The 16,610-nt window shown below is 73.5% G+C and carries 14 protein-coding genes and 1 pseudogene; 6 read left to right on the top strand and 9 right to left on the bottom strand.

The genetic code is table 11. The features are described 5' to 3' along the window. Positions 1-2: 2 nt before the first annotated feature. On the bottom strand, positions 3-515 hold the full coding sequence (locus ACZ4VT_RS04990) for a hypothetical protein (RefSeq protein ID WP_467946684.1): 513 nt from the start codon (positions 513-515) through the stop codon (positions 3-5). A gap of 366 nt (positions 516-881) precedes the next feature. Between ACZ4VT_RS04990 and ACZ4VT_RS04985 the strand changes: the two genes are divergently transcribed. Further along, a complete protein-coding gene (locus tag ACZ4VT_RS04985) occupies positions 882-1,544 on the top strand; it encodes a class F sortase (RefSeq protein ID WP_351300244.1) in 663 nt (220 codons plus the stop codon). A 26-nt stretch (positions 1,545-1,570) separates the two neighbouring features. Here the strand turns inward: ACZ4VT_RS04985 and ACZ4VT_RS04980 are convergent, their stop codons facing one another. Beyond that, positions 1,571-2,461: a polysaccharide deacetylase family protein gene (locus ACZ4VT_RS04980; RefSeq protein WP_467946682.1), complete on the bottom strand. Its 891-nt coding sequence runs from the start codon at positions 2,459-2,461 to the stop codon at positions 1,571-1,573. Positions 2,462-2,552: 91 nt separating this feature from the next. Continuing rightward, entirely contained in the window at positions 2,553-5,858 is a 3,306-nt protein-coding gene (gene lysX, locus ACZ4VT_RS04975) for a bifunctional lysylphosphatidylglycerol synthetase/lysine--tRNA ligase LysX (protein WP_467946681.1), read from the bottom strand. A 72-nt stretch (positions 5,859-5,930) separates the two neighbouring features. Between lysX and ACZ4VT_RS04970 the strand changes: the two are divergent. Next, positions 5,931-6,069, top strand: a pseudogene (locus tag ACZ4VT_RS04970) (universal stress protein); the annotation flags it as partial. A gap of 129 nt (positions 6,070-6,198) precedes the next feature. Here ACZ4VT_RS04970 and ACZ4VT_RS04965 read toward each other — a convergent pair. Beyond that, entirely contained in the window at positions 6,199-7,386 is a 1,188-nt protein-coding gene (locus ACZ4VT_RS04965; RefSeq protein WP_467946679.1) for a CapA family protein, read from the bottom strand. Between the two features lie 329 nt (positions 7,387-7,715). Here ACZ4VT_RS04965 and ACZ4VT_RS04960 point away from each other — a divergent pair, with 329 nt between their 5' ends. Both ACZ4VT_RS04960 and ACZ4VT_RS04955 read left to right on the top strand, forming a co-directional pair. Then, positions 7,716-8,255, top strand: coding sequence for a sigma-70 family RNA polymerase sigma factor (locus tag ACZ4VT_RS04960; protein WP_351300259.1), 540 nt, complete (start codon positions 7,716-7,718; stop codon positions 8,253-8,255). Between the two features lie 243 nt (positions 8,256-8,498). Beyond that, positions 8,499-8,963 (top strand): hypothetical protein, encoded by a 465-nt coding sequence (locus ACZ4VT_RS04955; protein WP_467946840.1) that lies wholly within the window; start codon positions 8,499-8,501, stop codon positions 8,961-8,963. Positions 8,964-8,968: 5 nt separating this feature from the next. Here ACZ4VT_RS04955 and ACZ4VT_RS04950 read toward each other — a convergent pair whose 3' ends face one another. The 5 genes from ACZ4VT_RS04950 to ACZ4VT_RS04930 all read right to left on the bottom strand — a co-directional run bounded on the left by ACZ4VT_RS04950 (position 8,969) and on the right by ACZ4VT_RS04930 (position 14,903). Then, entirely contained in the window at positions 8,969-9,358 is a 390-nt protein-coding gene (locus ACZ4VT_RS04950; RefSeq protein ID WP_467946678.1) for a hypothetical protein, read from the bottom strand. 26 nt (positions 9,359-9,384) lie between these two features. After that, positions 9,385-10,245, bottom strand: a complete 861-nt coding sequence (locus tag ACZ4VT_RS04945) for an Fpg/Nei family DNA glycosylase (RefSeq protein WP_467946676.1) — start codon at positions 10,243-10,245, stop codon at positions 9,385-9,387. 20 nt (positions 10,246-10,265) lie between these two features. Beyond that, complete coding sequence (locus ACZ4VT_RS04940; protein WP_467946674.1) at positions 10,266-11,519, bottom strand: hypothetical protein; 1,254 nt, start codon at positions 11,517-11,519, stop codon at positions 10,266-10,268. Between the two features lie 65 nt (positions 11,520-11,584). Continuing rightward, positions 11,585-13,648, bottom strand: a complete 2,064-nt coding sequence (locus tag ACZ4VT_RS04935) for a SpoIIE family protein phosphatase (protein ID WP_467946673.1) — start codon at positions 13,646-13,648, stop codon at positions 11,585-11,587. A gap of 7 nt (positions 13,649-13,655) precedes the next feature. Next, positions 13,656-14,903 carry a DUF6777 domain-containing protein gene (locus tag ACZ4VT_RS04930; protein ID WP_467946671.1) on the bottom strand — a complete coding sequence of 416 codons (1,248 nt, stop codon included), beginning with the start codon at positions 14,901-14,903 and terminating at the stop codon, positions 13,656-13,658. Positions 14,904-15,136: 233 nt separating this feature from the next. Between ACZ4VT_RS04930 and ACZ4VT_RS04925 the strand changes: the two genes are divergently transcribed. Further along, positions 15,137-16,042, top strand: coding sequence for a YndJ family protein (locus ACZ4VT_RS04925; RefSeq protein ID WP_467946670.1), 906 nt, complete (start codon positions 15,137-15,139; stop codon positions 16,040-16,042). A 25-nt stretch (positions 16,043-16,067) separates the two neighbouring features. Beyond that, on the top strand, positions 16,068-16,601 hold the full coding sequence (locus ACZ4VT_RS04920) for a DUF1990 family protein (RefSeq protein WP_467946668.1): 534 nt from the start codon (positions 16,068-16,070) through the stop codon (positions 16,599-16,601). The last annotated feature ends 9 nt before the right edge of the window (positions 16,602-16,610 follow it).

The raw sequence follows: 16,610 nt of genomic DNA, 5'->3' as shown, positions 1-16,610 counted from the left end.
GGTCAGGCCCGGCTGCGGAGCGGACGGCGGCGGCGCAACACGTGGGCCCCCGCGCCGAGCGCCGCGGCGCCGACGAGGCCCGCGCCGATGACGGTCTCGGCGGCGGACGGGCCGAAGGATCCGCCGATGCCGCCCTGCGAGGGGTTGCCTTCGAGGATCGTGAAGCGGTGCGTGGCGACCAGGCTGCTGTCGTTGCACCGGACCGACAGCGTGTGGTGGCCGGGCGAGGCGTGGTTGAAGATCCGGACGTTCGCGAAGCCGATCGACCCGGCGGACAGGTTGGCCGGCGGAAAGTTCCCGTGCGAGGAGACGGTACCGCCGTGTCCGCAGCCCGACGCGCTCACCTGCATCGTGGCTCCCTGGTGCACGGAGTACGGGTTGACCGAGATGTTGCTGGGACCGCCGTTCCCGCCCTGACCACCACCGGGGTTCTGGTTCGCGGAGGCGAACGGGACACTGAGGCCGATCGCGGCGCAGGCTGCCGCCGTCACGGTAAGAGCGCGCAAGACACGCATGGTGGAACCTCCAGCGGGAAGCGCCCCGGAGCGTCGGCCCCGGATGATCGACGAGAACGCCTCCCACGTCGAACCCTCCGATCGCCCCGCAAGCTCCGCATTTCCGGCTTTGGGCCGCCCGGTTGAGCGACACGCCGAAGCGCGGACGGAGCGGCTGACGGATCCGCAGGTCACGACCCGTCAGGCGTTTATGTGACGATTACCTGGATGGACGCACCCCTTCCGGCCCCCTCCGGGGCCGCGGCCACCCGTTCGCGCCTCCCCCCTCGCCGTCCCGCCCGGTCGCCCTTAGCGTGCGTGAAGTAGGGCGTACAGGGGGCGGGACAGGAACGCGGGTCGGGACCCCCGCGTCGGGAAGGGAGAACGATGGGCGAGGACGAGACCGGGCAGTCACGCAAACGCTCACCGTGGGGCGTACTCGCCCTGGTCATGCTCACCGGCCTCGCCATGGTGCGGAACGGGGTGGACATCGACGGCGGACCGCCCCAGCCCACCGCGGCCTCGGCCGTCGCGGTGACGGCCGACCAGCTGCCGGCGAACCCGCCGGTGGCGCCCGCGGGCATGGAGGTGCTGGAGCACTCGTCGGTGCAGCGCATCCGGATCCCCACGATCAACGTGGACGCGCCGGTGATGACGGTCGGGCTGGACGCGGAGGGCTGGATCGACGCCCCGCCGCCGCAGGACCGCAATCTCGCCGGCTGGTACCTGAACGGCATCTCGCCGGGCCAGCGCGGCTCGGCGGTGATCGTGGGGCACGTGGACAACGCGCAGGGCCCGGCGGTCTTCTACGGCCTGGGCTCGGTCAAGCCCGGCAACCGCATCGAGGTGCAGCGGTACGACGGGCGCACGGCCGTGTTCGAGGTCTACGGCGTGGAGGTGTTCTCCAAGGAGGCCTTCCCCGGAGCCCGGGTGTACGGGGACACCGGGCACCCGGAACTCCGGGTGATCACGTGCGGCGGCGGGTACTCGAAGGCCCGCGGCTACGACGGCAACGTGGTCGTCTTCGCCCGCATGGTGGAGGCCCGCTGAGCGGGGCCCGCCGGGGAGCGGGCCGCTCAGCGGGGCGGCAGCGTCGGAAGGGTCATCCGGTAGCCCCGCGCCAGCAGTTGGGGCAGGTAGGAGGAGATCGCCTGGACGCTCTGCGAGCGGTTGCCGCCCGCGTCGTGCGACAGGACGATCACGCCGGGGCCCGCGCCGCCGAGGACCCGGGAGATGATCGTGCCCGTCCCGGGCTCCTTCCAGTCCAGGGTGTCCACGGTCCAGGCGAGCGGCTCCATGCCCAGCTCGGCCCCGATCTCGAAGGCGGCCCGGTTCCACGCCCCGTAGGGCGCCCGGAACCACACCGGCGCCTCGCCGACGGTCTGCTGTACGACCTCGCTCGTGCGGCCGATCTCGGAGGCGAGGGCGGGCCGGCTGAGCTTGGGGATGAGCGGGTGGGTCCAGGTGTGGTTGCCGATGACGTGCCCTTCGGCGACCATCCGGCGCAGCAGGTTCGGGTTCTCCGCGGCCATCTCCCCGCAGACGAAGAACATGGCGCGTACCCCGTACCGGGCGAGGGTGTCGAGGATGCCCGGGGTGTAGCGGGGGTCGGGGCCGTCGTCGAAGGTGAGGACCATGGAGCTCGCGGTGCTCGCGTCGGCCGGGAGCTCCAGGATGGGCCGTGTCCGGACGGCCGGCTTCACGGCGGCGGGCCGGGCCGGGGCGTCGGAGGTCATGGGGCGCAGCCGGTAGGCCTTCTCGGGCAGTCCCTGGGGGAAGGCGGCCCCGGGTGCTCCCGCCGCGGGGTTCGGCCCCGGCCCGGCGGCGCCCGGCGCACCGCCCACGCCGCCCCCGCCGGGCGTTGCGCCCTCGCCGCCCGTGACCAGTCCGGCGGCGGCCGCGACTCCGAGGAAGACGGCGGTACGCAGGAGCGCGCGCCGCCCTACTGTCGGCTCGTCATTTTTCATTATTACTACGTATCAACGACATCGCGCCAGATGTCGAGAGGCGCGGACGCGCCCCGTCCCCGTCACCCGCCCGGACCAGCCGGGCTGCCGGTCAGCCGCGCCGCACCAGGGGGAACGGGAGCGTCTCGCGGATCGTCAGGCCCGTGAGGAACATGACCAGGCGGTCCACGCCGATGCCCAGGCCGCCGGTCGGCGGCATCGCGTACTCCAGCGCATCCAGGAAGTCGTTGTCGAGCTCCATGGCCTCCGGGTCGCCGCCCGCCGCGAGCAGGGACTGGGCGGTGAGCCGGCGCCGCTGCTCGACGGGGTCGGTCAGCTCCGAGTACGCGGTGCCCAGTTCGGTTCCGAAGGCGACCAGGTCCCAGCGCTCGGCGAGCCGCGGGTCCTTGCGGTGCTGGCGGGTGAGCGGGGAGACTTCGGTGGGGAAGTCCTTGTAGAAGGTGGGCAGTTCGGTCTTCTCCTCCACCAGCCGTTCGTACATCTCCAGGACCACGTCGCCGCGGGTGTCCTCGGGGGCGTGCGGCACGCCGGCCCGGTCGCACAGCCTGCGCAGTACGGGTGCCCCGGTGTCGGCGTCGACCTCCTCGCCGAGGGCCTCGCTGATGGCCCCGTACATGGTCTTGACCGGCCAGGGCCCGGAGATGTCGTGGACGACGAGCTTCCCCTCCGCACCCGCCTTGTGGGCGATCGGGGAGCCGAAGGCGGCGGTGGCGGCACCCTGGATCAGCTCGCGCGTGAGGTCGAGCATCACGTCGTAGTCGGCGAAGGCCTGGTAGGCCTCCAGCATCGTGAACTCGGGGTTGTGCTTGTAGGAGACGCCTTCGTTGCGGAAGGTGCGGCCCATCTCGAAGACCTTCTCCATGCCGCCGACGCACAGCCGCTTGAGGTACAGCTCGGGCGCGATGCGCAGGTACAGGTCGAGGTCATAGGCGTTGATGTGGGTGCGGAAGGGCCGGGCGTTGGCGCCGCCGTGGATCTGCTGGAGCATCGGGGTCTCGACCTCCAGGTAGCCGCGTTCCAGCAGCCCCTGGCGCAGGGCCTGGACGGCGCTGGAGCGGGCCCGTACGACGTCGCGCGCCTCGGGGCTCGCGACGAGGTCGAGGTAGCGGCGCCGGACCCGGGCCTCGGGGTCGGCGAGGCCCTTGCGCTTGTCGGGCAGGGGGCGCAGGCACTTGCCGGTGAGCTGCCAGGAGCGGACCACGAGGGAGGGTTCGCCGCCCTTGCTCGCCCCGGCCTCGCCGCTGACCAGGACCTGGTCGCCGATGTCGACCTGGGAGCTGAAGGAGTCGAGCACCTCGCTCCCGGACTCGTCGCGGGTGAGCATCAGCTGTACGTCGCCGGACCAGTCGCGCAGGACGGCGAAGACCACGCCGCCGAGGTCGCGCACGACCATCACGCGCCCGGCGAGGGTGGCCTGCTCGCCGGACCGGGCAGCGGGCGCGAGGCCGGGGACGGCGGTCTTCAGCTGGGCGACGGTGTGGGTGCGCGGGCGGATTCCCACCGGGTAGGGGTCGATGCCGGCGGCCCGGAGGCGGGCCAGTTTGGCGTGGCGGACGCGGACCTGCTCGGGCAGCCGCTCGGCCGGGGCGAGGCCCCCGCCCTCCTCCCCCACGGCGTCCAGGCCCAGGGAGTCGATGGAGGGCAGCCCCTCGGTGGAGGCGGGGTTGGTGAGTCCCCTGGGATGGCCGTTGCCCCACAGGGTGCGCAGGCTGGGTACGGAGACGAAGCCCTCGGCGATGCCGGAGGCGAGGCTGACGCGGGCGAGCGATCCGGCGTCCTGGTAGCAGAGGAACCGCGGGTACCACTCGGGGCCGTACTTGACGTTCGAGCGGTACAGCGCCTCCAGCTGCCACCACCGGGAGAAGAACAGCAGCAGCTTGCGCCACAGCTTGAGGACGGGCCCGGCGCCGATCCGGCCGCCCTCCTCGAAGGCGGAGCGGAAGACGGCGAAGTTCAGGGAGATCCGCCGGACGCCCAGGCCGGGGGCCGCGGCGCACAGCTGGGCGACCATGAACTCCATGACCCCGTTCGGGGCGGCGCGGTCGCGGCGCATGAGGTCGAGGGAGATGCCGTCCTTGCCCCAGGGGACGAAGGAGAGCAGGGCGATCAGTTCGCCCTGCGCGTCGAAGGCCTCGACCAGCAGGCAGTCTCCGTCGGCGCGGTCGCCGAGCCGGTCCAGGGCCATGGAGAAGCCGCGTTCGGTCTCGGTGTCCCGCCAGCGGTCGGCGCGGTCGACGATCATCTGCATCTCGTCCTCGGAGAGGGCCGAGTGACGGCGGATGAGGGTGGTGGCGCCGGTCCGCTTGACCCGGTTGACGGCCTGGCGGGTGACGCGCATGTCCCGGCCGTCGAGGTCGAAGTGGGCGACGTGCAGGATGGCCTCGTCACCGAGCTGGAGGGCGCTGAGTCCGGAGCGGGCGTAGGCGGTGGCGCCGTCCTCGGAGGCGCCCATGACGGCGGGCTGCCAGCCGTGGCGGCGGGCCACGGCCAGCCAGGCGTCGACGGCCGGGGTCCAGGCGGCGGGGTCGCCCACCGGGTCCCCGCTGGCGAGGCAGACGCCGGCCTCGACGCGGTAGGTGACGGCGGCCTTGCCGTTGGGGGCGAAGACCACGGCCTTGTCGCGCCGGGTGGCGAAGTAGCCGAGCGAGTCGCCCCGTCCGTAGGCGCCGAGGAGGGCGCGGATGCGGAGTTCCTCGTCCCCGTGCAGGGCGGCGGTCAGCCGCTGGGAGCGGAAGAGGGTGGCGGCCGCGTTCAGCAGGGCGAGGGCGCCGAAGAGGCCGAGCAGGAAGTACAGCGGGCGGGGCGGACTGCCGTCGAACTGGCGGGCCGAGAAGAGGCCGCCGAAGACCTCCTTGGCGGCCCAGTCCAGCCACTGGCCGCGGGGCAGCGTGCCGGGGAAGAGGGCGACGAGTCCCCAGCCGACGAGGACGGCGGCGAGCAGGCCGAGGCCCAGCACGAGCAGGGCGTGCCACAGGGCCCCGGGCCGGGAGGCGGCGTAGAACTCGTCGCGGGCGGCAATCAGCACGGCCATCGCTGCGACGGCGATGGCCATGGAGGGGACGCCGATCCAGTAGTCGCCGGCGGCCATGTCCAGTACGTCGTCGAGCATCAGCAGGGCCAGATAGGTGATGACGATCCACCAGGCGACCTTCTTGCGGGTGCCGAGGGCCGCGGCGAGGAGGAAGAGGAACACGGCGTAGGCGAGGTTCGCGCTGACCGGGACGACGATCAGGTCGAGGAAGCGCACGACGTGCCGCAGGAGCCGCCGCAGCGCCGGGGAGAGCGAGAGCAGCGCGCACAGCAGGCCGAGCGCTCCGAAGAACGCGCCGAACCCGTCGGGCACCCGGTTCAGGAAGCGGTTCCGGGTCCCGTGCGTCTCCTCCACGGTGGCACTCATGGTTCGCACTGTAGGGAGGGCCGAGCGGGTGCGCGCGCCGAGCGGAACGGGGCCTCGCCTGACCTCGGCGGGGTGACGGAGCACGTGAACACGGGATTCGAACGCGGTACCGAGGGACCGAAGGTGATCCTGGCCGGGGTCAACGGACGCGTCCGACTCCTCGCTGCGGGCGGCGGCCTACGCGGCGGGGCCGGCCCGGCGGCAGAACGCGCGCCCGCGCCCCGCAGGGCGGCGATCCGGCTGGTCAGGGCGGGCCACTGGCCGGTGACCGTCGTCCCGGAGGAACTGGACCCAGAGGGACTGGACCCGGAGGGACTGGACCCGACGGGACCCCCCGGCCCTACGGGGCGAGGGTGAGCCCGTCCTTGGCGGCGCCGCGGCTGAGGACGGCCTCGATGATCTCCTCCCGGGCGCTCTCGTGGTCGTCGCGGTCGGAGGGCCGTGCGAGGTTGACGACCCGGCCGGCGGACAGGTCCATCATCTGCGGCACGAACTCGGCCTTGGTGACCTGCCAGCGCTGTCCCTCGGCGGCCGGCGGGGCGAAGGTGAAGCGGCCGATCGAGCCGTAGTTGCCCCGCATGTCCCGGGCGCCCGTGTGGTTGAACATCTCGCCCGCGACCTGGTCGCCCATGCCGTAGATGATCCAGGTCCCGTTGACCTTCTCGTAGGCCTGCGGGATGTGAGCGTGCGTGCCGAGGAGGAGGTCGATGTCCGGCCGGCCGCCGGTCTGCGAGGCGGTCAGCGCCTTGCCGAGCGAGAGCTGGGTCTCGTCCGGCCCGGTCTGCCATTCCGTGCCCCAGTGCACGCTCACCAGCACCACGTCCGCGCCCGCCTTCCGGGCGGCCCGCGCATCCGCGATGATCTTGTCCTGCTTCATCAGGCTGACCGCCCAGGGCTGGCCCTCGGGCAGCGGGTAACCGTTGGTGTCGTAGGTGTACGCGAGGTGCGCGACCTTGGCGGAGCCCGCCGTGTACGTGGTCACCGCGGCCGCCTCGGCCGCCGTACGGGCCGAGCCGGCGTGCTTCAGCCCGACCTTGTCGAAGCGGTCCAGGGTGCGGCGCAGCCCCGCGGCCCCGTCGTCGAGGGTGTGGTTCGAGGCCGTCGAGCAGCCGTCGTACCCGGCGTCCTTCAGCCCGTCGGCGACCTCCGGCGGGGACTTGAAGGCCGGATAGCCGGAGAACGGCCCGCCTTCCTCCCCGTAGATGGTCTCCATGTGGCAGAGGGCCAGGTCGGCCGCGGAGACCACGGACTTGACGCCGGAGAACATCGGCCTGAAGTCGTAGCCGTCGCCGTCCGCGTCGTTCGAGGCGCGCTGGATGACGGAGGTGTGCGGGAGTACGTCTCCGCTCGCGACCAGGGTGAAGCCCTTGCCTGCCGGGGCACCGGCAGCGCTGGAGGGAGCCCGTCCGGGGCTCTCGCCGAGGCGGGCGGGTGCGGGGCCGCCGGTCCCCGAGCATCCGGCGGCGGCCGCGGACAGGAGGAGGGCGGACAGGAGGGCGACCGCCTGGGGCCGGGTTCGCTTGGTCATCCGCCCAACTCTCATGAGTACGACTATCTGATATCCGATCACCTGCAATCCATAGAAGTAGACGCCGCAAGTCAAGGAACGGATCCGCACGCGGGCACCGGGCCCACCCCAACGGCGGACACCGGCGGCGCCTCCTGCCGTTCGCCGCGCCGTTCGACCGTTCACCGCCCGGCACGGCCGCCCGGCGGACGACCCGGGTGCTTGGGCGCATCGCCGGGGCGGGACGGTTCCCGGGCGGCTCCCCGCAGGTCAGGGTGGACGAAACGCCTCCGCTACGGACCCCGTACGGACCCCTGCCGGACCCCCACGCACCTCGGAAGGAGCCCCTCGTGCCGCTCTCCCCCGCCCTCCCGCACACGGACCCCGAGGCGCTGGCCGAACTCCAGCGCGACCACGGGCGGGCCCTGTTCGGGTTCCTGCTCGGCCTCACCGCCGGCGACGCCCAGCGCGCGGAGGACCTCGTCCAGGAGACCCTCGTACGGGTGTGGCAGCACCCGGAGGCCCTGGCGAGCGGGCACGACTCGATGCGGCCGTGGCTGTTCACGGTGGCCCGGCGGCTCGCCATAGACGCCCGCCGCGCCCGGCTGTCACGCCCGCTGGAGGTGGACGCGGAGGGGCTGGAGCAGGCGCCGGCACCCGAGGACGCGGTGGCCGGCTCGGTCACGGCGATCGACGTCCGGCGGGCCGTGGGGTCCCTGGGGCAGGAGCACCGCGAGGTGCTGATGCAGGTCTACTTCCGGGACAGGTCGGTGGCGGAGGCCGCCGCCGAGCTCGGCATCCCGGCCGGTACCGTCAAGTCCCGTACCCACTACGCCCTCCGCGCCCTCCGCAAGGGCCTCCAGGGATACGGCTACGGCCTCGGAGCCTGAGCTTCCGGCACCCGGGGAAACCCGGGCCATGGATCCGGGAACGCCGTGAAGGGGCGCGGACCGGACAAAAAACGCACGGAATTGGGCATCAGAGCGTCCAAGTTGCGTAAACATCCCCCGCTCGGCGAGCCGCTCGGTGAAGGCTCGGGCTGACGACGACGGGATGCTCGACGTGTGGGAGAAGGTGGAACGGTGCAGCCGGAGGGTACGAACGGCACCAGTGACGGCGGGCTCGCGGTGCCCATGGCCTGGCTCTACGCCGAGTACATCGCGGACGAACTGCTGCGTACCGGCCGGCTGATCCCGGTCAGCACCCTGGAGTTCCGGGCCGGACGCGACACGCTCGCCCTGACGATCTACCTCTCGGACGCCGCCGGAGAGCTCTCCGGGATCCGCGTGGTCTCGCAGCTCGACGAGTGGATGTCACTGACGGCGTACGGACACCCCTGGCGCGACTGGGTGCACACGCGGTTCCTCGCGCTGGGCGAGGAGGCCAGGGAGGGCGGCGGCGGCGAGGATCCCGACCTGGAGCTGGCCCGGGCGGCGTGGCGCTGGCTGGACCGCACCGAGCTCTTCGCCACCAACCTCGACCCCGGGCGGCACGGCCACGCCGACACCCCGCCCGGACTGGACGAGAACGCCCGGGTGTGGACCCCCGCCTGGCAGCTCGGACTTCCGCTGGGCCACTTGGCGATGCACCTGTTCTGACGCCGCTACAGGGACCGTTCGGCCGGGTCGGTCACCAGTCCGGTGAAATCGGCCTCGTTGCGCTCCGCCCGGGTGACGTACCACCGGGCGATGAGCCACATCACCGGATACACCAGCAGCCCGAGCGCCACCCACACCAGCGGCCCCGACGCGGCCCGCGGCAGCGCGAACACCAGTGGCAGCGTCCCGACCAGCACCGCGAGCGCGGCCACCGCCCCCAGCCCGGCGCGCAGCTGACTGCGCATCAGTGCCCGTACGTAGGTGGCCCCGAGGGTGGTGTGCTCGGAGATCTCCGAACGGGCCGGGGCGTGCGCGGGCGGCCGGCGGCGGGCGCCCCGGGGCACCCCGGTGACGATCTCGCGCCGGGGCGACGACTGCGGCTGCTCCTCGGCCATGGCGTGGGAGTCTACGCAGCACCCGGCTATTTGAGGAGCCGCGACAGCCGCCGGTCGGCCAGCGGCTTGCCGCCGGTCTGGCAGGTGGGGCAGTACTGCAGCGAGGAGTCCGCGAAGGACACCGAGCGCACGGTGTCCCCGCACACCGGGCACGGCTCCCCGTCCCGGCCGTGCACGCGCAGCCCGGACTTCTTCTCGGCCTTGAGCGCACCGGCGGCCACGCCGTGCGCACGGGCGACGGCCTCGCCCAGAGTGACGCGCACCGCCTCGTAGAGGTGGGTCACCTGGTCGTCGTCGAACGAGGCGGCCAGCTTGAAGGGGGAGACCTTCGCCGCGTGCAGGATCTCGTCGCTGTACGCGTTGCCGATGCCCGCGATGACGCTCTGGTCGCGCAGCACGCCCTTGATCTGCCGCCGTTCCCCGGCGAGCAGTGCGGCGAAGGCGTCCCGGTCGAGGTCCTCGGCCAGCGGGTCGGGCCCGAGCCGGGCGATGCCGGGGACCTCCCGGGGGTCGTGGACCACGTACACGGCGAGGCGTTTCTGGGTGCCGGCCTCGGTGAGGTCGAAGCCGCCGCCGCCCTCCAGTACGACCCGCAGTGCGAGTGGTCCCTTGCCGGGGCGCGGCGGCTGCGGGGGCAGGGTGTCCTGCCAGCGCAGCCAGCCGGCCCGGGCCAGGTGGGTGACGAGGTGGAGCCCGCCGATCCGCAGGGCCAGGAACTTGCCGTACCGGGCAGTGGCGCCGGCCTGCTGCCCTTCGAGGGCGGACAGCGGCGGATCGTACGTCTTGAGCACGCTGACGGCGAGCGGGAGGACGCGCTCGACCACCCGCCCGGTGAGGTGCTCGTCGAGGTACTCGCGCAGGGCCTCGACCTCGGGCAGTTCCGGCATGGGTCCAGCCTGCCGCCGCGTCAGGCGAAACGCGAGCCGGGCACGGGGCCCGGTGACGCGACCCGGTCGCGGGGCGCCGAGAGCCAGCCGGTGCGGACCGCCGTCACGAACGCCCGGAATGCCTCGTCCGGGTCGGCCGGGGTCGCGCCGTCGCCCCCGTCCGGGGCCGGGTCTGCCCTCGCGATCCCGTCGGCGATCTCCTCCTCGGGCCGGTCGTCGTCCTGCCACGGCGGGGCGACGTACTGGCAGAGCAGCGCGCTGGAGTCGGCGCTCACCGCGGGCGGATCGGTCCAGCAGGTGGCGTGCTCGTGGAGGATCTGGCCGTCGGCGCGCTCGCGCAGGGTGCGGACGGTTTCCTGGTCGGCGGCGTTCAGGTCGTAGGCGACGACGAGGGTGTCCGGACGGTCCGGTGCGTACGGGACGACGGGCAGCCCGAGCACCCGGGCGGCGGCGAGCCCGAGGATCCGGTCGGACCGGCCGGGCAGCAGCGAGACGGTCGCGGGGGCGCGCGCGGCGGCCTCCAGCGCGAGCGCGAGCCGGGCCAGGCCGCGGCGGCACTGTTCGGGGCTGTCGCCTAGGTAGGCGTACCGGCCCCTCATCCCGGCGTCCCAGCCGTACGGGGAGAGGGTGCCGAGCAGCCCGCCGGTGAGGCCGTAGTGCCAGCCGCGCAGGTCGGCCGGGCCGAGCGGGTCGGGGTGCCCCGCCGTCTCCTGGGCCCTGCGGGACTGGCCGCTGCGCAGTACCTGACGCGCCTGGCGCTTGCGCGCGCCCGACCACTGCGGGTCCTCGGGGGCGGGGAGACCGAGCAGCAGCCCCTCCGCGGCGTCCAGGTCCCCGGCGAGCAGCGTGTGGTGGACCAGCAGGTACGTCTCGGGCCAGGCGGGCAGCCGGTCGCCGCGGCCGGAGAGCAGCGCGGCGGCCTCCGCGTGCCGGTGCTCGTCCTCCAGGGCGGAGACCAGCTCGGCGAGGAGCGGCCGCGAGTCGGGGAGCAGCCGGAGCGCCTCGCGCAGGGGCGCGACGGCGAGGAAGGCGACGCCCCGCTCCACGCAGGCGTAGCCGAAGTCGTAGAGGGCCTGGGGTTCGTCGGCACGCCCGGCGGCGGCCCCGGCGGCCTCGGCGAGGTCCTCGAAGCCGGCGGTCTCGGCCAGGGCCCTGGTGGCTCGGGCGAGTTCGGCGACGGGCAGGGTCTCCGCGCGGGGGCGAAGCGAACGTACGGCTCCGGGCAGGTCCCCTGCCTTGAGCAGCCGGCGGACGTCATCCATGGCGATAGTCATCGCCGCTGATCCTCACGGACCGGGCGGCGCCCCGCAACGGACTTTCCCCGCCCGGGGCAGGGGCGCTAGCCCATGACGAACTCGCACCACACGCACTTGCCGCCGCCGCGCGGCTCCACGCCCCAGACGTCCGCCAGCCGGTCCACCAGCATCAGGCCCCGTCCCGAGACCCCCGCCTCCCCCGCCTCGCGCCGCCGCGGCAGCGCGCTGGAGCGGTCCTCGACCTCCACCCGGAGCCTGCGCTCGTGTCCCGCCAGGACCCGCAGGGTGACGATCGCCGGGCCGTCGGTGTGCATCAGGGCGTTCACGATCAGTTCGTCCGCGACCAGCTCGATCTCGTCGGACCGCTCCCGCGCGCCCCACGCCCGCACCGCCGCCCCGATCATGTGGCGGGCCGCCACCAGGGCCTCGGGGTCGCCGGGTGCCACGTGCTGCTGCAGCCGGCTGCCGGCCTGGGGGGCGGCGGCCACCTCGCGGCGCAGCAGGAGCAGCGCCATGTCGTCGTTCCCGCCCCGGTCGTCGGCGACCTCGCAGAGCCGGTCCGCCAGGAGCTGCAGGTCGGACGGGCCGCTGCGGATCTGGGAGGCCAGCAGCCGGATGCCGTCGTCGAGGTCGGCGCCGGGCTGTTCCACGAGCCCGTCCGTGCACAGCAGGAGCGTTTCGCCCGGGTCGAGTTCCACCGTGGTCACGGGGTACTCGAGCCGGCCGAACTCGGCGGAGAGGCCGAGCGGCATCCCGCCCTCCACCGGCAGCCGGCGGCAGTCCCCGTCGCGGGTGCGCAGCAGGGGGTCGATGTGGCCCGCGCGTACCAGCTGGAGGACCCCGGTGGAGAGGTCGGCCTCCACGTAGGTGCAGGTGGCGAAGCGGTCCGTGTCGAGCTCGTGCAGGAAGACGGAGGCCCGGGCCATGACCGTGCCGGGCGAGTGCCCCTCGGCCGCGTAGGCGCGCAGGACGATCCGCAGCTGGCCCATGACCGCGGCCGCGTGCGTGTCGTGGCCCTGTACGTCGCCGATGACGGCGCCGACCCGGCCGCCCGGCAGCGGGATGACGTCGTACCAGTCGCCGCCGATGTCCCGGCCCATCCGGGCGGAGCGGTACCGTACGGCGATCTCCCCGCCGGGCACCGACGGGATCCGCCTCGGCAGCATGGCCTGCTGCAGACCCTCGGCGATGTCGTGCTCCTGCTCCAGCAGCATGGCCCGCTGGAGGCTCTGCGCGATGCTGCTGCCCAGTGCGACGAGCAGGTTGCGTTCCTCCTGGGTGAAGCCGTCCTTGTCCTGGTAGAGCAGTCCGATCGCGCCGATGGGGCGGGCCTGGGCGATGAGCGGCAGGTAGGCGGCCGCCGAGATCCGCATGTCCGAGATCTTCGCCCAGAGCTCGGGATAGCCCTCGGCGAACTCCTCCGCGGAGTCGAGGAAGCGCGGCTGGAGCGAGCGGACGACCTCGCTCATCGGGTACTGCTCGTCGACGCGGGTGTAGCGGGTGCCGGGGACGAAGCTGTCCCGGGGGCCCTCGGCCACGAGGTGGATGCGCCCGGCCTCGACGAGGCCCATCACCATGCCCATGGAGCCGAGCCGCTCCAGGCCGTGGGCGTCGCCGATGACGTCGATGACGTCCCGTACGGTCCGGGCGTGCGCGAGGGCGGCGGTCGTGGACTCGACCACCGAGGTCTGGCGGCGCCGTTCCTCGTCCAGGCCGAGGCGCTCCGCCGAGTGGCTGAGCTCGTCGGTCGCGTCGCGGACGATGCCGATGATCCGGTACGGCCGCCCGTCCGGGCCGCGCATGACGCGGCCCTGGGTGTGCGTCCAGCGCAGCCGCCCGTCGTGGCAGCGGATGCGGAAGTAGGCGCCGTAGTTGTCCGCCTTGCTCTTGAGGGCGGAGGAGACGAGGGCGTCCAGGCGCGTCGACTCGGTGGCCGGGACGCGCGGGGAGAGGGACTCGGGCCGGCCGTCGTACTCGTCGGGGGTCGTGTCGAAGACGTCCAGGGCCGCTTCGTCCATGTGCATGAGACCGGTCACGAGGTCCCAGTCGAAACTGCCCATGCGGTTCAGCCAGAGCGACCGGTCCGGGTGTGCGGGCCAGTCGTCCGGCAGCGATACGGTGGTCGGCACCGATCCACCATGACACACCGGCCCGTCAGGCGCTCTCCAGCGAGCCGCTCCCGTCCGAGCTCCCGTCCGAGGGCTGCGGCTGCAGGTCCGGGTCGGTATAGGGGTCCGTGTACGGATCGGTGTACGGGTCCGCGTACGGGTCGGTGTACGGATCCAGCGGCTGCGGCATCGACCCGTCGGGCTCGGGCACGAGACCCGGGTCGTTCGGGTCCGGCTGCGTCAGGTCGAACGGAATGTCCGAGGGCACGTCGCCGCCCGGCAGGTCGGAGGGGACGTCCGAGGGAGCGTCCGAGCGCGGCTGCTGCGGCCGGGGGACGGCGTCCGACGGCGAGCCCGGGTTCTGCGGGACGCCGGGGCTCTGCGGCAGGTTCTCGCCCTGCGGGTTCTGCGGGTTCTGCGGGTTCTGCGGGTTCTGCGGGCGCTGCGGGGCCGATCCGGTCGGTTGGCAGTCCGGCGCGGCTCCGGCCGGCTCGCTCCGGCACGGCTGGGCCGAGGCGGGCCCGGACGGGATGCGGGGGCCCGTCGGGATCCCGTCGGCGGGGTCGTACTGGGGAAGCGCGCGCGGCGGCCGGTCCTGGGCGCCGTCGTCGCCCCGCTTGCGTTCGATCCAGGTGTTGTCGGCGATGTTGACGATCACCAGATTGTTGATCACGTGGGTGGTGGGTTCGACGACGACGACCTGGTTGGGCTGGTAGCCGCTCCACGGGTCGCCCTTGTGCACCGGGGATCCCTTGGCGGCGAGCGGGGAGGCCAGCGGGTTTCCGCAGCCGCAGCGCACCCGGGGCATGCCGTGCTCGTCGACGAGGACCGCGGTGCCGGCCTGCAGGACGGACTGGAAGCCGTCGGCCCGGCCGGCGCGGAAGGCGTGGTTGGTGACCCGGGTGTCGGCGCGCAGCACGACGGGCGTCAGGCCGCGCAGGAACTCGGGGAGGCTCGCCTGTTCGATGTCCGCGGCCTGGGCGAAGGCGCGGGCCTTGGCGTTGTCGGCGGTCAGGAAGCGGACCTGCTGTTCCACGTCGCAGCTGCCGAGCCGCTGGGTGCCGCCGTACAGGCCGGGAGTGGCCGCGTTGATCGTCCGGATGCCCTGTCCTGTCGGGTTGGGCAGCGGGGGCTGTACGGGGGCGGACTCGGCGGTGGCCGAGGAGGCGGTGAAGGGGTCGGGGCCGGCGGAGGCCACGGGCTGGAGGTAGACCTCCTGGCTCTCGGGTCCGGCGGCGCTCTTGGGTTCCTCGGCGGCGCCGCAGCCTGCGGCGAACAGCCCGAGGAGGGCCAAGAGGGCGGCGCCGGCCGGTAGGTGACGGCCCGACGTCTGACGAGGTGTCGGAACTGACGGTGCGTGCACGTGGTTCTCCCTTTTCGCCCCGGTTGCTCCCTCCTGTCTGCCGCATGTGCGCGAGAGCCGCAACCGGAGCAGCGTCTTGAACATGTTCAAGGAAGGTCGTAAGGTCATCACCGTGAGTTGAACGCGTTCAAGGCGTTCGGCCGCAGCATTGGGGGGAGTCCAGGGTGTCGGTACTGGTGAACGTGATCGTCACCCTGGGCATGCTCTACGTCGTCCCGGCGGGCCTGCGCCTGATCGACCCGGCCGGGCTCCGCCGGACCGCCCGCCTCTGGCCGCTGCTCGCCGCCCCCGGGGCGCTCTGCCTGTGGCTGCCGCGCGGGCTGCCCGCCTCGGCGCTCGCCGCACTCTACGCGGCGGCCTGCCTGGCGCTCGCGGCCCGGGCCCCGGTCAGGCTGCTGCGGGGCCGTCCCCCCGGGTGCCTCCCGGACCCGTCCGCGATCGCCGTCGCCACCGCGCTGGTCTCGCCCTCGATCGCCGGGACCGCGCTGGTCGCCGAGCGCGCCGGCTACCGGCTCTTCGGCTTCGACCTCGACATCCTGGCGCTCACCGTGCCGCACTTCCACTTCGCCGGGTTCGCGGCCGCGATGGTGGCGGGGCTCGTGTGCCGGGCCGTCCGGGACCGGCCCGCGACGGGGCTCTCGCGCTGGGCGGCGTACAGCGTCCCGGCCGGCACCCTGCTCGTGCTCCTCGGCTACTTCGTCGACGACTGGGCGGAGCTGGTGGGCGCGGTGGTGCTGACCGGCGGGATGTGGGCCGTGGCCCTGCTGACCTGGCGGGAGATCCGGCCCGCGGCCCGGGACCGGGGCACGCGGGCACTGCTCGCGACCTCGGCGGCCGTACTGGTGGCCACCATGCTGCTCGCCCTGTGGTGGGCGGCCGGCGAGGCCACCGGGATCGTGCACCCCACGCTGACCTGGATGGCCGCGACCCACGGCCTCGGGAACGCCCTCGGATTCGCCCTCTGCTCGGTACTGGCCTGGCGCCGGCTCACCACCGACCACTCTCCCTCGCCGACCACGCACCGCCGGTCACCCACCGCTGATCATCCACCGCTGATCATCCACCGCTGACCGCTCACCGACTGGAGACCTCGCCATGACCCGCCTCATCAGCGCCGGCCGGGACACCGTCAACTATCCCGACAAGGGCGCGACGGCCCACCGGCCGCTGCCCGCCGGATACCACCACCTCAACCACCGCACCCGCCTCGGACACGGCCGGGCCGTCTTCGAGGCCGCGGGCACCGCCGTGACCACCTTCCACGCGCACCGGACCTCCGGGATGCGGATACGGGCCGATGCCGGGGCGGTCCGGCCCGGCAGCCGCGTGGTCGTCGGGATCGGCCTCGGGCCGCTGCGCATCGACGCCCCGTGCCAGGTGATCTGGACGGCGTACGAGCCCGCCCGCATCGGCTTCGCCTACGGGACCCGGCCCGGCCACCCCGAGTGCGGGGAGGAGTCCTTCATCGTGGACATGGACGCCGACGGCACCGTGTGGTTCACGGTGACCGCCTTCAGCCGCCCGAACACCTGGTACACCCGCCTCGCCGGCCCGGTGGTCCCCTTCCTCCAGCTGCGCTACGCCCGCTGGCTGGGCCACCGCCTGCGCAAGCTGGCCACCACCGCCTGACCGGTCGAT

The sequence above is a fragment of the Streptomyces sp. NPDC029164 genome (assembly GCF_055563995.1).
This window is presented reverse-complemented; position numbering and strand designations above follow the sequence as displayed.

Excerpts from the sequence above, each read along its gene's own strand:
- ACZ4VT_RS04990 (WP_467946684.1), bottom strand. The coding sequence starts at position 515 with ATGCGTGTCTTGCGCGCTCTTACCGTGACGGCGGCAGCCTGCGCCGCG.
- ACZ4VT_RS04985 (WP_351300244.1), top strand. The coding sequence starts at position 882 with ATGGGCGAGGACGAGACCGGGCAGTCACGCAAACGCTCACCGTGGGGC.
- ACZ4VT_RS04980 (WP_467946682.1), bottom strand. The coding sequence starts at position 2,461 with ATGAAAAATGACGAGCCGACAGTAGGGCGGCGCGCGCTCCTGCGTACC.
- lysX (WP_467946681.1), bottom strand. The coding sequence starts at position 5,858 with ATGAGTGCCACCGTGGAGGAGACGCACGGGACCCGGAACCGCTTCCTG.
- ACZ4VT_RS04965 (WP_467946679.1), bottom strand. The coding sequence starts at position 7,386 with ATGACCAAGCGAACCCGGCCCCAGGCGGTCGCCCTCCTGTCCGCCCTC.
- ACZ4VT_RS04955 (WP_467946840.1), top strand. The coding sequence starts at position 8,499 with ATGGCCTGGCTCTACGCCGAGTACATCGCGGACGAACTGCTGCGTACC.
- ACZ4VT_RS04950 (WP_467946678.1), bottom strand. The coding sequence starts at position 9,358 with ATGGCCGAGGAGCAGCCGCAGTCGTCGCCCCGGCGCGAGATCGTCACC.
- ACZ4VT_RS04945 (WP_467946676.1), bottom strand. The coding sequence starts at position 10,245 with ATGCCGGAACTGCCCGAGGTCGAGGCCCTGCGCGAGTACCTCGACGAG.
- ACZ4VT_RS04940 (WP_467946674.1), bottom strand. The coding sequence starts at position 11,519 with ATGACTATCGCCATGGATGACGTCCGCCGGCTGCTCAAGGCAGGGGAC.
- ACZ4VT_RS04920 (WP_467946668.1), top strand. The coding sequence starts at position 16,068 with ATGACCCGCCTCATCAGCGCCGGCCGGGACACCGTCAACTATCCCGAC.